The 13,119-nt window shown below is 67.8% G+C and carries 14 protein-coding genes; 4 read left to right on the top strand and 10 right to left on the bottom strand.

From position 1 onward, the window contains the following. Positions 1-16 precede the first annotated feature (16 nt). Together AC5P78_RS18330 and hisS are read right to left on the bottom strand one after the other, a co-directional pair. Complete coding sequence (locus AC5P78_RS18330) at positions 17-325, bottom strand: YerC/YecD family TrpR-related protein (protein WP_005416326.1); 309 nt, start codon at positions 323-325, stop codon at positions 17-19. Between the two features lie 306 nt (positions 326-631). Then, on the bottom strand, positions 632-2,026 hold the full coding sequence (gene hisS / locus AC5P78_RS18325; RefSeq protein WP_414498269.1) for a histidine--tRNA ligase: 1,395 nt from the start codon (positions 2,024-2,026) through the stop codon (positions 632-634). 127 nt (positions 2,027-2,153) lie between these two features. Here hisS and AC5P78_RS18320 point away from each other — a divergent pair, with 127 nt between their 5' ends. Next, complete coding sequence (locus AC5P78_RS18320; RefSeq protein WP_060380847.1) at positions 2,154-2,906, top strand: Crp/Fnr family transcriptional regulator; 753 nt, start codon at positions 2,154-2,156, stop codon at positions 2,904-2,906. 102 nt (positions 2,907-3,008) lie between these two features. Here AC5P78_RS18320 and thrC read toward each other — a convergent pair whose 3' ends face one another. From thrC to thrA, 3 genes are read right to left on the bottom strand one after another with little or no spacing between them, the layout of a single operon-like run. Beyond that, positions 3,009-4,295, bottom strand: coding sequence for a threonine synthase (gene thrC, locus AC5P78_RS18315; protein ID WP_012480027.1), 1,287 nt, complete (start codon positions 4,293-4,295; stop codon positions 3,009-3,011). 29 nt (positions 4,296-4,324) lie between these two features. Next, positions 4,325-5,239 (bottom strand): homoserine kinase, encoded by a 915-nt coding sequence (locus AC5P78_RS18310; RefSeq protein ID WP_235643847.1) that lies wholly within the window; start codon positions 5,237-5,239, stop codon positions 4,325-4,327. Beyond that, positions 5,236-7,740, bottom strand: a complete 2,505-nt coding sequence (thrA, locus tag AC5P78_RS18305; RefSeq protein WP_060380063.1) for a bifunctional aspartate kinase/homoserine dehydrogenase I — start codon at positions 7,738-7,740, stop codon at positions 5,236-5,238. Before thrA ends, AC5P78_RS18310 begins: the two co-directional genes overlap by 4 nt. Positions 7,741-7,767: 27 nt before the next feature. On the opposite strand from thrA, the gene AC5P78_RS18300 reads away from it, so the two are divergent. Then, complete coding sequence (locus AC5P78_RS18300; RefSeq protein WP_167552812.1) at positions 7,768-8,088, top strand: hypothetical protein; 321 nt, start codon at positions 7,768-7,770, stop codon at positions 8,086-8,088. A gap of 9 nt (positions 8,089-8,097) precedes the next feature. Here the strand turns inward: AC5P78_RS18300 and AC5P78_RS18295 are convergent, their stop codons facing one another. Beyond that, positions 8,098-9,048, bottom strand: a complete 951-nt coding sequence (locus tag AC5P78_RS18295; protein ID WP_065183930.1) for a DMT family transporter — start codon at positions 9,046-9,048, stop codon at positions 8,098-8,100. A gap of 119 nt (positions 9,049-9,167) precedes the next feature. Further along, positions 9,168-9,866, bottom strand: coding sequence for a helix-turn-helix domain-containing protein (locus AC5P78_RS18290; RefSeq protein ID WP_060380061.1), 699 nt, complete (start codon positions 9,864-9,866; stop codon positions 9,168-9,170). Positions 9,867-9,947: 81 nt separating this feature from the next. Here AC5P78_RS18290 and AC5P78_RS18285 point away from each other — a divergent pair, with 81 nt between their 5' ends. Then, a complete protein-coding gene (locus tag AC5P78_RS18285) occupies positions 9,948-10,727 on the top strand; it encodes a DUF6491 family protein (protein WP_099485199.1) in 780 nt (259 codons plus the stop codon). On the opposite strand, the gene AC5P78_RS18280 is transcribed toward AC5P78_RS18285, so the two are convergent. The 3 genes from AC5P78_RS18280 to AC5P78_RS18270 form a co-directional block, all read right to left on the bottom strand. After that, a complete protein-coding gene (locus tag AC5P78_RS18280) occupies positions 10,724-11,776 on the bottom strand; it encodes a linear amide C-N hydrolase (RefSeq protein ID WP_012480021.1) in 1,053 nt (350 codons plus the stop codon). The two genes, AC5P78_RS18285 and AC5P78_RS18280, sit on opposite strands and share 4 nt — an antisense overlap. A 69-nt stretch (positions 11,777-11,845) precedes the next feature. Further along, the gene (locus AC5P78_RS18275; protein WP_005409414.1) at positions 11,846-12,259 is read right to left on the bottom strand and encodes a DUF6691 family protein; all 414 of its coding nucleotides are present in this window, start codon (positions 12,257-12,259) and stop codon (positions 11,846-11,848) included. Beyond that, positions 12,256-12,693 (bottom strand): YeeE/YedE family protein, encoded by a 438-nt coding sequence (locus AC5P78_RS18270; RefSeq protein ID WP_012480020.1) that lies wholly within the window; start codon positions 12,691-12,693, stop codon positions 12,256-12,258. The genes AC5P78_RS18275 and AC5P78_RS18270 overlap by 4 nt, the downstream gene beginning before the upstream one ends. 86 nt (positions 12,694-12,779) lie before the next feature. On the opposite strand from AC5P78_RS18270, the gene AC5P78_RS18265 reads away from it, so the two are divergent. Then, on the top strand, positions 12,780-13,100 hold the full coding sequence (locus AC5P78_RS18265; protein WP_012480019.1) for an ArsR/SmtB family transcription factor: 321 nt from the start codon (positions 12,780-12,782) through the stop codon (positions 13,098-13,100). Positions 13,101-13,119 lie beyond the last annotated feature (19 nt).

The raw sequence follows: 13,119 nt of genomic DNA, 5'->3' as shown, positions 1-13,119 counted from the left end.
CGGAACGGGGCGCGGATCAGCGCGAGGCAAGGCGGTCGATGGCGGCGGCATAGCCTCGATGGCCATGCTCAAGGGTGCGTGCCACCCGTCCGGTGGTGGTCACGCTGACGCCGGTGCGCTCGTGGATCTCGCGGTACGGCACGCCCTGCTGCAGCAGCGGCACCACCTTCCAGCGGTCGGCCATGGCTTCCAGCTCGGCCGGTGTGCACAGATCGCGCAGGAAGGCCTCGACCTGTTCCGGCTCGCGCAGGGCGGCAAAGGCCCGGGCCAGGGCTTCAAGGTCGGCCTTCGGGTCTTTGGCGGCAATTTCGGGGCGGGCTTTCACGGGGTCGTTTCCATGCATCAATGTAATAGCGCGTTAGTACATTAGCGCATTCTTGCGCAGTGCGTCAAATCGAGGGTTGAGGGTGCGGCAGGGCTGCTGCCCCGCACCCGCAGAGGCCGGAGCATCGGCACAGCTGGGTTCCGGACCGACCCCGCCCTCGACAGGTGGCCGCGAGCTGTTGGGACGGCCGGGGTCGGATCTGTTTTCCAGAGGAAAACGGCTCTGACCCCGGAACGGGGCCCGGAAACGAAAACGCCCACCGGTTGGTGGGCGTTTCGTTGAAGCGCTGCATGCTGCCAGGGGCCGTTACATCACCTTCGACTGCTCCAGCTCGACCTGCAGGGTGCTGGCCAACTCGTCACGGGAGACTTCGAACTGCTGCTCGCGCAGCAGGTCCTTCACCGCCACCACGCCGCGCGCCAGCTCGTCCTCACCGGCCAGCACCACGAAGCGGATGCCGGCCTTGGCGGCGTACTGGAACTGCTTGCCGATCTTCTTCGGCTCCATCTGCACTTCGGTGTTGATGCCACCGGCGCGCAGGCGGCGCGCGATGTCCAGCGACTGCGGCATGCCCTGCTCGTCCATCAGCGCCACCAGCGCCTGCACGCTGCTGCCCTCGATGCCATCGATCAGGCCGGCTTCGCGCAGCTGCCAGAACAGGCGCGACAGGCCGATGGAGATGCCCACGCCCGGCAGCTTCGACTTGCTGTAGTGGCTGGCCAGGTCTTCGTAGCGGCCGCCCGAGCAGATCGAACCGATCTGCGGGTGGTCGGTCAGCGTGGTCTCGTAGACGGTGCCGGTGTAGTAGTCCAGGCCGCGCGCAATGGAGAAGTTCAGGCAGTACGCGGTTTCCGGCACGCCCAGCGCCTGCACGAGCTGCAGCACTTCGCGCAGTTCGGCGACGCCGGTACGCAGGATCTCCGAAGAACCGGCGTCGGCTTCAAGCGTGGCCAGCTGCGCCAGTGCATCGGCATGGCCCTGCGAACGCACGGCCACGAACGCCAGGATCTTCTCGACCTGCTCGGCCGGAATCTCGAAGCCCTCGCCCACCAGCGTCTCGCGCACGTAATCGGCGCCGCGCTTGTCCAGCTTGTCCACTTCGCGCAGCACTGCCAGCTGGCGCTCGCCCTCGGCCACGTCCAGGCTCTCGAAGAAGCCACGCATCAGCTTGCGGTTGTTCAGCTGGATGCTGAAGTCACCGATGCGCAGTTCCGAGAACACCGCGTGGATGACCGCCAGCACTTCGGCGTCGTATCGCACGCTCAGGCTGTCCTTGCCGATCACGTCGATGTCGCACTGGTAGAACTCACGGAAGCGGCCGCGTTGGGCGCGCTCGCCGCGGTACACCCGCTGCATCTGGTAGCGACGGAACGGGAAGGTCAGTTCATGCTCGTGCTCGGCCACGTAGCGCGCCAGCGGCACGGTCAGGTCGAAGCGCAGCGCCATTTCCGGCAGCGAACGGTCACCCGATTCGGCGGCGTTGGCCAGCGCACCGGTGGACTGCACGAAATACACCTGGCGCTCGGTTTCGCCACCGGACTTGGTCAGCAGCACGTCGGACAGCTCGAACACCGGCGTCTCCACCGGCAGGAACCCGAAGCGCTCGTAGTTGCGACGGATCACGTCCAGCATGCGCTGGAACGCAATCTGCTCGCGCGGCAACAGTTCAAGGGTGCCGGGCGGGGTACGGGGCTTGATCACGGGCGGAACTCCTGCTGGAACGGGACGTGGGAGGGGGCGACATTCTAGCGCCCCCGCCTCGGGCAGGGTCGAACGGCCGCTTGAAGTATCATAAAGCCCTCCCCGCCCGCGATACGCCCCCCGCAACATGTCACGGCCTTCCGGCGCTCCGCCCGCCACCAACGATCCCGCCTCGCCGTCCTGCACCACGCTGGACTGCCTGCACTGCTCGGTTCGCCACCTTGCGGTGTGCTCGGCGCTGTCGCCCGATGAAGTGCAGGCACTGGAACAGGTCACCGTTTCCCAGCAGGTCAGCATGGGCAGTACCCTGGCCCGCACCGGCGAAGAGCGCGACCATGTCTATACATTGACCGGCGGCGCCCTGCGCCTGGTGCGCACCCTGGCCGATGGCCGCCGCCAGATCAATGGCTTCGTGCTTCCCGGCGACTACCTGGGCCTGAGCGGCAGTGACCACCACCGCTACGATATCGAGGCCATCGCAGACAGCCGCGTATGCCGTGTCGCGCTGCCGCAGATGAAGGCGCTTCGCAGCCGTTTCCCGCACCTGGAACGCAAGCTGCTGCAGCGTGCCTGCCAGGAGCTGGACGCCGCGCAGGATGCCGCGCTGGCACTGGCGCGGCTGCAGCCGGCCGAGAAAGTGGCCGACTTCCTGCTGCGCCTGGCCGCGCGCGAGGCCAAGCTGGGTGGCGATGGCCTGCGCGTGTCGCTGCCGATGGGGCGTGGCGACATCGCCGACCATCTGGGCCTGACCATGGAAACGGTCAGCCGTACCTTCACCAAGCTGCGCCAGCAGGGGTTGATCGCCCTGCCCCACCTGAACGTGGTGGAAATCCTCGACGAGGACGGGTTGCGCACGCTGGCCGGTGAAGGGTTGATCTGACCGCATCGCGGTTGGCTGGGTTGCCGGCCAGCGGCCGGCACTACCAGGTGGACGCAGCACGGGTAGTGCCGGCCGCTGGCCGGCAACCCCAGATGCCTTCGATCAACGCAGCAACACCTCACGCAACGCCGCATACTCCGCAGCCAACGGTTCCGCGTGCGCGGGCCGCTGCAGCAACGCATCCAGCGCCGGCGGCACGGCCACTGCTTCGCCAATCAAGGGCTCCACCACTGCCTCGAACTTGGCCGGATGTGCGGTAGCCACCACCGCCCAGTCGCCCTTGGCGCCGCGCGCACGCAGGTCCTGCAGCACCTTCACCGCTGTGGCCGTATGCGGGCAGAACAGTTCGCCGTTGCTGGCATGCGCCGCCGCAATCGTCGCGCGGATGGTCACGTCATCCACCGCGAACGCGCGGAACGCAGCGCGCAGCTCGGCGTCATCTCCGAGGTAAAGCCAGCGCAGGCGTTCAAAGTTGCTGGGCGCCCCTACGTCCATTGCATTGGCCACGGTGGCCACGCTGGCCTGCGGCTGGTAGTCGCCGCCATTGAAGTACGCCGGCAGTACCGCATTGGCATTGGTGGCCAGCACGATCTGCCCGATCGGCACGCCCAGCGCGCGCGCCAGCACGGCCGCCATCGCATTGCCAAGGTTGCCGGTCGGCACCACCAGGTTGAGCCGGCGACGATGCGTCGCGTAATGGGACAACGCCGCATGCGCGTAATAACTCATCTGCGGCAGCAGGCGGCCGAGGCTGATGCTGTTGGCCGAACTCAGCGGCACCTGCGCCTGCAGTTCGCGGTCAGCCAGTGCCTGCTTGACCATCGCCTGGCAATCGTCGAAGGCACCGGCCACGCGCAGCGCCTGGATGTTGTCGCCGAAACAACCGAGCTGATGCGCCTGGCGCGGTGACACGCGGCCATCCGGATACAGCACCACCACGCGCACGCCGGGCTGGCGATGGAAGGCCGCAGCAACGGCGGCGCCGGTATCGCCAGACGTGGCGACAACAATCGTCAGATCGCGGTCCTTGCCGGCCTGCAGCCGCGACAGTGTTCCGGCCAGGAAGCGCGCACCGATATCCTTGAACGCCGCCGTCGGCCCATGGAACAGCTCCAGCACATGGTCACCGCCGCCCAGTGGACGCAGCGGCACCGGAAAGTCGAACGCCTCGCGGCAGATCGACGGCAACGCAGACTCCAGCGCGTCGCCGGAAAAGAACGGTGCCAGCAGATCGGCGGCGGTATCGGCCAGCGTTGCGCCGGCCCGCAGCTCACGTGCCGCCGGCAGCACCTGCGGAACATACAGCCCTCCATCGGGCGCCAATCCTGCAGCGATCGCCGCACTGAGGCCAACGGCCGGGGACTGACCCCGGGTCGAAACAAATTGCATGGGTTCGGTATCCAGTAATGGGGAAGGATTCAGCACAAGCGGGCTCCCGGTGCATCCAGCGGCGACACCCAGGCATCGCTGTCGAAACCGGCGGCGGCAAATGCCGCCTGCACCGGTGCGGCAGCGGTGCGGGCCTGGTCGGCGTCCTCGAACCAGGCGAACACGCTGGGTCCGGCACCGGAGATGCCCGCCCCCATTGCATGGGCCGACAGCGCCGCATCGCGGGCTGCTTCGAAACCTGCAATCAGGCCGGCCCGCCGTGGTTCCACCAGCACATCGCGCAATCCAGCCCGCACCAGCGCCGCATCACTACGATGGCAACCACTGAGTACCAGCGCGAGGTTCGCACTCTGTGCCACGAATTCACCCAGCGCGTAGCTGCCCTGCAGCACCTGGCGCGCACGGCGTGTTTCCAGCACCGCGTGCGGATGCACCAGCAGGCTGTGCCAGGCCGCCGGCACAGGAATTGGCAGCAGGCGGTCGGCCGTACACAGCGCAAGACCACCCAGCAGCAACGGCCCCACGTTGTCGCCGTGGCGGCCACCGCTGGCCACCGCCTCGCCATCGAGCGCAAACGGATACAGCGCCTCGCGCGACAGCGGTACATCCAGCAGCGCGTTGGCGGCAACCAGCGCCGCAACGCATGACGCTGCCGAACCGCCCATGCCGGAACCGAACGGAATGCCCTTGTCGATCTCCACCGCGAAACCGAAGTCCAGGCCCAGGCCTTCGCGCAGTGACATCAGCGCAGCGCCCGCGGTGTTCCCGGCGGCCTCCAGCGGCAGCTCGACCGCACTGCCACGGATCGCTTCGATGCGCACCAGCGGTTCCTCGATGCGGCCCACGCTCACGGTATCGCCAACACCGGCGATGGCATGACCAAGAATGTCGAAGCCCACCGCCACGTTGGCCACCGAGGCCGGCGCGAACGCACGTGCGATCACAGGCGCGCTCCTTCACCGGCCGCGACCCGCAGCAGGTCGGCAAACACACCGGCGGCGGTGACTTCCGGGCCGGCGCCCGGACCCTGCACCACCAACGGGTTGTCGCAGTAGCGACGGGTACGGAACTGCACCACGTTGTCGGTCAACCGAAGGTTGGCGAAGGCGTGGTCGGCGGGCAGTTCCTGCAGGCCCACCGAGGCACCGTCAGCGCCCAGCTGTGCCACGTAGCGCAGCACCGCGCCACGCGCCCGCGCGTCCTGCAACCGCTGCAACAGGCTGGCATCGGACTCGCCCAGCCGCGCCATGAAGTCATCCACGCTGCCGTCGCGCAGCAGCGCCGGCACCAGGCTTTCCACCTGTACCTGTTCCAGGCTGAGCGCGTGGCCGGCCTCGCGGGCGAGGATCACCAGCTTGCGCGCCACGTCCACGCCCGAAAGATCATCGCGCGGGTCCGGCTCGGTGTAGCCCATCGACCGCGCCTGCGCGACCAGCTGCGAGAACGGCTGACTGCCGTCGAAGCGGTTGAACAGCCACGCCAGCGTGCCGGAGAAGATGCCTTCGATCGCCAGCACCTCGTCGCCCGTATCGACCAGATCACGCAGCGTGGTGATCACCGGCAGGCCCGCGCCCACCGTGGCTTCGTAGCGGAAGCGCGCACCACTGGCCGCCGCAGCAGCACGGATGCGCTGGTAGCGCGGCAGCGGGCCAGCACCGGCCTGCTTGTTCGGGGTCACCACGTGGATGCCGGCAGCCAGCCAGCCCTCATAGCGCTCGGCCACGTCGGCGCTGCCACTGCAGTCGATCACCACCGCATGCGGCAGGTGCGCGGCCAGCAGATGTTCGGTGAAGCGATCCAGGTCGCTGGGCTCGCCCGCGTCCTGCAATGCCTCCCGCCAATCGGCGTGCAGGCCATCCACTTCCAGCCGCATGCGCGAACGCGAGGCCAGCGCGCGCAGGCGAAGATCCACATTGGCCTTGGCCAGCAGCTGCAGGCGGGCCGCCAGCAGCTGGTCCAGCAGTGCCGCGCCGACGTTGCCCGGCCCGATCACGCCGACCGCGAACGTCTGCGGCGACAGCCAGAAGCCCGCATGTGCGGCCCGCAATGCGCGGGTGGCATCGGCACTGTCCACCGCCACAGAAATATTGCGCTCCGACGAGCCCTGCGCGATCGCCAGGATGTTCACCTGCGCGCGTCCCAGCGCCTCGAACAGGCGCGCCGCCACACCGGGCTGGCCGGCCATGCCGTCACCCACTGCCGCCAGCACGCTGACGCCCTCACTGACCTGCACGCGCTGCACCTGCCCTACCGACAGTTCATGCGCGAACGCGTGCAGCAGTGCCTCACGGCCACGCGCCGCTTCGGCAGCGCGCACCACGCAGCAGATCGAATGCTCTGACGAACCCTGCGAGATCATCACCACCGACACCTGCGCCTGGCGCAGCGCCGCGAACACGCGCTCGGCGGTACCGGGCACACCGATCAGGCCGGTGCCTTCCAGGTTCAACAGGGACAGCCCGGGGCTCAGGGTCAGGCCCTTCACCGGCCCGCGCGGCGAGCGCTCGGCGCTGATGCGCGTCCCCGGATGCGCCGGCTGGAAGGTATTGCGGATGAAGATCGGCAGGCCGAGGCGGATGGCCGGCGACATCGTCTGCGGGTGCACCACCTTGGCGCCGAAATAAGCCAGCTCGCAGGCCTCGTCGTAGCTTAGTGACTCCAGCTGCACCGCCTCGGGCACCAGCCGCGGGTCGGCCGACAGCACGCCGTCGACGTCGGTCCAGATGTGCAGTTCATCGGCATTGAACAACGCGGCGAAGATCGCGCCGGAATAGTCGCTGCCATTGCGGCCGAGCGTGGTGATGCGGTCATGGCGGTCACGGGCAACGAAACCGGTGGCGACCAGGCGCATCTGCGGATGCCGCAGGCGCCACTTGGCCAGGCGGTCCGCGCTGGACTCCCAGTCGACATCCACACCCAGTTCGCCATGCCCGACCACCAGCACGTCGCGTGCATCGAGTACCGCACAGTCTTCGCCCAAGGCACGCAGGTGGGTGCCAAGCAGCTGCGCGGAGAATACTTCGCCCAGGCCCTGCACGCGGTCGAGTACTTCGCGCGGCAGCTCGCCGATCACCGCCAGCGCCGCCAGCACTTCGGCCAGTTGATCGAAGCGGGCGTCGATCCATTCGACGGTCTCGCCCACCTGCTCGCCCAGCAGGGCCACGGCGGCACCACGGTGACGCGCGCGCAGCGCATGCCAGGCCTCGCGCCAGCCTTCGTCGCCCTCGGCCGCCAGCTGGGCCAGCTCGATCAGCGCGTCAGTGACGCCCTTCATTGCCGAAACGACAGTGACCTGCAGCGATTCGGGACGGGCCAGCAGCAGGCCCGCGACATGGCGGTAGCGTTCGGCATCGGCCACCGAGGTGCCGCCGAACTTGTGCACGACGATGGACGGTGCAGCCAGATCGGCCGGGGCAACGGGATGAGCGGGGGCGTGGGAAGACATGCAGACCTCGGCAGGAGGCCCCGTCGCATGCAGGTGTCGAGTTTCCCCGCCACCTGTATGGTGCGGGGCCGTGGTTTTCGGGAGTTACACGAAGACGACGGGCCGCACCAGGGCAGTGGTGACGGTGGTGGTGGTAATGGTGGTGGTGGCGACCGGCGCAGTCGAACGGCCCGCAGTGGCGGGAGCGATCAGGCTGGCGTGGGCGGCATCAAGAACCATGACGCACAGAAAACACTGTGCGCCGGCCTGCTGTCAAGTGCTGCGATGCAAAAAACCAGTGCCGCGATCATCGCTCAACGTGCCGGCATTTGGTTGCATCTGAGACCAAGGCAGCATCAGCACGCTTGACGCACGCATTCAGCCGGCATGTTCGGCGATCGCCCGTGGACTGCGATGGGCATGCGCGCACAGCATCACGCCGGCCACCAGGAACACGATCGCCAGCGCTTCCAGCAGCGAAGGCCAGCGCTGCTGCCAGGCGAAGGCATACGCCAGCGCGAACAGCGTCTCGAACACGATCATCTGGCCGGTCAGGGTCAGCGGCAGCAGGCGGCTGGCGCGGTTCCAGAACGCATTGCCGAGGATCGAGGCCACCACCGCCACACCGGCGCTGATTGCCCAGAAACCACTCCACTGCGCCGCCGTGTGCCCGCTGGTGTGGCCGATGAAGGCCATCGGCACCAGCAGCAGGGCCAGGCCGCCGGTGGTGACGCCGGTCAGCAGCGACCAGTCGTGGCTGGACAAGTCCGGTCGACGCGCCAGCCAGCGGCTGTTGCCGATCGAGTACAACGCCCACGAGAACAGCGCGCCGAACGCGCACAGCAGGCCGATCAGGCGCTGCCGCCACGGGGTTGCCAGGTGCTCGGACATCAGTGCTTCCCAACCAACCAGGGCCACGCCCAGCACGCACAGGCCCAGTGCCGGCAGCAGCTGTTTCAAAGGCACTGCACCCTGTTCGCGCACGCCGACCAGGGTGACCACCACCGGAATCAGGCCGACAATCAGCGACGCCGCCGCACCGCCAGCCCACTGCACCGCCGTGGCCAGCAGCAGGAAGTACACCAGGTTCCCGGCCAGGCTCAGCCACAGCAGCCCGATCCATTCGGCGCGACCCAGCTGCGGTGCCAGCCGCTTCCAGCGCGGGAGCAGCAGTACTACGGCGATCAGGCCGTAGACCAGATAGCGGCCGGCCGACAATTGCAGGGCGTTGAACGACTGCAGCACGGCGGGCGCGAGGAAAACCACGCCCCACAGCGCGCCAGCGGCCACGCCATTGGCGATGCCCAGGGCCATCGGGTTGTTGCGCATTCGGGTTCTTCGGGGGGAGAGAACAGGCCGCGCAGTGTAAGCGCTGGCCAGCGGGCGCTCTTGACCGAGGCTATTGCCCTGACCGGCCGCGCGTGCGCAAAGCCGAGCGTGGCTCGACCCTACAGTCCGGCGCCCCGGCGCCACGCTGCGGGAGTCTGGCCGCACTCGCGGCGCAGCGCACGGGTCAGTGCGCTCTGCTCGGAATAGCCCGCGGCCAGCGCGATATCGCTGATCGGCGCCACGCTGGTGCGCAGCTGGTGCTTGGCCCAACGCAACCGGCTTGCGCTGAGCCAGGCCTGCGGGCTGAGCCCGAACTCCTGCCGGAACAGCGCATGCAAACGGCTCTCGCTGACCCCGACGAACGCCGCCATGCGCGCCACCGGCCACGCCTGCCCGGGGTCGGCCTGGACCGCCGCACACAGACCCTGCATGCGCGCGCCACTGCCAGCAGGTGCAAATACCTGCAGCAACTGCGGCAGCAGCGCCGGCATCGACTGCCCTGCCTGCACCTCAGCCAGGCGTCGGCGCAATGCCAGCGGCAGATACAGCCAGCGCTGCCGGCACAGATGCTCCTGCGTGCCGTCATCAAGTACGCCCGGAGGACAGTCAACGATCACGAAACCATTGGGACCATCAGCCATCTGGTCATGCGCCTCACCGGCGGCCACGAATGCCCCCTGCAGCACGTCCAGCCGACCTCCGCGACCTTCCATTTCGAACTGCAGTTCACCCTGCACTGGCAGCACCCACTGCGCGTAGTCATGGCGGTCCAGGCCGGTAGCCTGGCCGTAGTGCCGCAGATGGAAGATGGCGCCCATCCGGGCAGTGTGCGCGTGTAACAACGGCCGTGCAAACCGTTGCTATAGTCGATCCGTCATCCAACGCAGGGAGTGCAGGACATGACCCATCAGCAGGTGTCCCTGGTGCTCGCCACCAGCCTCGGCCTGGTGCTCGCAGCTTCGGTCTCCGCACAGGAGCGTACGCCACCGGCTCCGCACTGCATGGACGCTGTCGGCGTACAGGAAGTGGAGCAGGCATCACCGCGCTCGATCGCACTGCGCGCCGCCTCCGGCCAGCCCTTTCGGATCGACTTCAACGAAGATTGCCCCGGCGTCCGCGGTGCCACCTCGCTGAAACTGGAAGCCCCCGCCGGCTGGGCCTGCGGCCGCCCCAGCGAACGCGTCGTGGTCGACGGCCGCCGATGCACCATCAGCGCGGTCACCCCGCTGCAGAATCGCGACTATGCCAGCGTCGCCCGCGACAGCGACCGCCTGCGCACCGCTACCCTGCCTGCCGTGACCATCCGCGAACGCAAGGAGGTGCGTCGCAGCTTCGGCGGCTCACCGTCCTACTGCTTTGCCACGCGCAACGTGCGTGCCTGGTCATCCGACCCGCAGGGCATGCTGGTGGAGACCAATCCGCGCCGCAATGGCGGCCATCGCTACTACCGGGTCGAACTCGGCAGCCACTGCCGCCAGCTCGACCGCGCGCCGCAGCTGAGCTTCCACTCGGGCCTGCAGAACGGCCTGATCTGTGGCAATCCCGGCGATCGGATCATGACTGCCGAATTCGAGACAAACGATCTGCGCGGTGAAAGCATCGCCCCGCTGCCGCAGTACACGCGCGGCAGCTGCACGATCCAGGCGGTCTACCCGGCCTCCAGCCAGGCGTCGAACTAACCGTCGACGCCGAGGAAGGCGAACGGTGCGCTGGGCACGAACTGGCCCAGTGCATCACCGGCGAAGGTATTGCGCTGGTCCTTGCCGAGGTCGAGCTTGAGCACCTTGCCGGCGAAATCGACCTTGTTCAGATCGACCCAGAAGGTGTTCGGGGTCAATGCCGATTCGAAGAAGTACAGCCGCCGCTTGTGGTCGGCCACGGTGCGCCAGCGCGTGGATGAGATGTTCGGCTCACCCGGCGTGGTGATGCCATACGGCACCGACGCGTTGCGGATCACGCTGAACACACTGGCCAGGGCCTCCACCGGATCCTCGGCCTTGGGAATGGCGTTGATGTAGAACGAGGCGCGCGCGAAACGGTCAGCAGAGCGGTTGGTGCCCGGCAGCATCACCGTGCCGCCGATCTGCTGCCAGTAGCTGTTGAGCGCCAGCTGCTGCTCGAAGATCGGCGAATTGGTCATTACCTGGTAGCGCCGGTCATGGTGGATCACCTGGCGCCCGCCGATGTACTCGACGATGGCACTGTCGCCGCTGGCATCGGACAGCGACAGGTGCAGCGTCGCCTGCCGATCTTCACCGGGCACCTTGTCGGTGACGATCGAGTACGGCTCGCGCTTCAACGCGGCGACCGCCTCTTCCACGGTAGCGAAGTTGTCCAGCACATACTGCGCCCACAGCGAAATCGCCAGACCCGGCTTGTTGCCACGCTGCTGCGGATACTCCGATTCGACCAGCCACAGCAGGTTGGCCACCAGGCCCTTTTCGTTCATGCCATCGGTGGTCGACACGTCGTAGCCGGTGGCCACCACCGAGCCGTAGCGCGCGGTCCACGCCAGCGACTTCGGGCCGGCCTGGCCGGTGCGCGCAATGCCGCGCGGCAGTATGTAGAGGTTGGTCGCCACATCGACCTTCCAGTCCATCGAGCGCGCGGTGATCACATCGCCGTTGTCACCCAGGTACACCGCGCGCGTGCAGGCCAGTGCCGGTGCCACGGCTGCGGCCAGCGCGACCGCCAGCATTCCCCTTCCCATCCACTTCATCCGTGCCATGTCGTTGCACTCCTTTTCCCCGTGATCCGAAGATAGGACCCCAGGCAGGGTGAGACAGGGGTGAAAGCCTCAACGGACGAAGCGGTCGTGCAGCCAGAATCCTGCAAGCATCGAAGGCACGAACCACAGGGCTTCGCGCGACGCCACGGCCACCCCGGCGATGGCCGGGCCTGGGCAATAGCCCGCCCAGCCCCAGCCGATCCCGAACAGCGCGGCACCCAGCAGCAGGCGAGCATCCACACGCCGGGTAACAGGCAGCCGGAAGCGGTCTGCGTACAGCGGCTGCTGTCGCCGCAACACCCACCGCTGCCCGATCGCGCTGACCAGCAGCGCCGAGCCCAGCACCCACAGCAGCGTGGGATCGAAGTCACCGGTGATGTCGAGGAAGCCGAGGACACGACGCGCGTCGGTCATTCCCGAAAGTGCCAACCCCATGCCAAACAACGCGCCCGCCGCGCCGGCGGCCCAGACTGCGCGGCTCATGTCGGGCCTCCGCCATGACGGACCAGGAAGGTGGTCAGCATCGCGCAGACCATGAACACCAGCACGGCCGCCAGCGATCGCTTCGAAGCGCGGGCCATGCCGCACACACCGTGACCGCTGGTGCAGCCGTTGCCCAGCCGCGTACCGAAGCCGACCAGCAGGCCGGCTCCCATCAACTGCCATGCCGGCAGCGCATCACGCAGCAGCGCACGCGGCGATGCCTCGGGCACCGATTGCCACCACAGCACCAGCCCCGCCGATGCTGTCAGGCCGGCGAGGAAGGCCCAGCGCCAGGCACGCTCGCCCTTGCCTGCGCGCAGGCTGCCTGCGGTGATGCCGCTGATGCCCGCCACGCGTCCGATGGTGGCGAACAACAGCACCGCGGCGGCGCCGATCAACGCACCACCTGCCGCCGCACTCCATGGCAGGTTCATGCCCTGCCCTCTTCGCTGCCGTACATGGGATTGCCTATTTGTTTAGATTATTCTAAATTAGATCATTCTAAACAAAATGGTCAACCATGGCCCGGACCCAGCTCGACAGCGCCGCGATGGCCGAACACGCGTCGCAGGCAGCCACGCTGCTCAAAAGCCTGGCCCACCCGGCCCGGCTGCGGGTGCTGTGCCGCCTGGTGGAAGGTGAAGCGCCGGTACCGGAACTGCAGGCACTGACCGGCCTGAGCGCATCGGCGTTGTCACAGCATCTGGCGGTGCTGCGCGGACTGGATATCGTGGCGACCCGGCGCGAAGCGCAGGCGATACACTACCGGGTTCTTGAAGGGCCCGCACTGGGCGTGCTGCAGGCGCTGCATGCGGCGTACTGCGGTGCTGCTTCGCGCTGAATCCGGCGCAGACCATCAG

The organism is Stenotrophomonas sp. YJH_SMC_133 (assembly GCF_059370655.1).
Note: the sequence above shows the minus strand (reverse complement) of the source record. Positions and strands in the feature narration are given on the sequence as shown.

Coding starts and splice junctions, on each gene's coding strand:
- AC5P78_RS18290 (WP_060380061.1), bottom strand. CDS start 9,866: ATGGGCGCCATCTTCCATCTGCGGCACTACGGCCAGGCTACCGGCCTG.
- AC5P78_RS18265 (WP_012480019.1), top strand. CDS start 12,780: ATGGCCCGGACCCAGCTCGACAGCGCCGCGATGGCCGAACACGCGTCG.
- thrC (WP_012480027.1), bottom strand. CDS start 4,295: ATGCAATTTGTTTCGACCCGGGGTCAGTCCCCGGCCGTTGGCCTCAGT.
- AC5P78_RS18285 (WP_099485199.1), top strand. CDS start 9,948: ATGACCCATCAGCAGGTGTCCCTGGTGCTCGCCACCAGCCTCGGCCTG.
- AC5P78_RS18320 (WP_060380847.1), top strand. CDS start 2,154: ATGTCACGGCCTTCCGGCGCTCCGCCCGCCACCAACGATCCCGCCTCG.
- AC5P78_RS18275 (WP_005409414.1), bottom strand. CDS start 12,259: ATGAGCCGCGCAGTCTGGGCCGCCGGCGCGGCGGGCGCGTTGTTTGGC.
- AC5P78_RS18270 (WP_012480020.1), bottom strand. CDS start 12,693: ATGAACCTGCCATGGAGTGCGGCGGCAGGTGGTGCGTTGATCGGCGCC.
- AC5P78_RS18280 (WP_012480021.1), bottom strand. CDS start 11,776: ATGGCACGGATGAAGTGGATGGGAAGGGGAATGCTGGCGGTCGCGCTG.
- thrA (WP_060380063.1), bottom strand. CDS start 7,740: ATGTCTTCCCACGCCCCCGCTCATCCCGTTGCCCCGGCCGATCTGGCT.
- AC5P78_RS18300 (WP_167552812.1), top strand. CDS start 7,768: ATGCAGGTGTCGAGTTTCCCCGCCACCTGTATGGTGCGGGGCCGTGGT.
- AC5P78_RS18295 (WP_065183930.1), bottom strand. CDS start 9,048: ATGCGCAACAACCCGATGGCCCTGGGCATCGCCAATGGCGTGGCCGCT.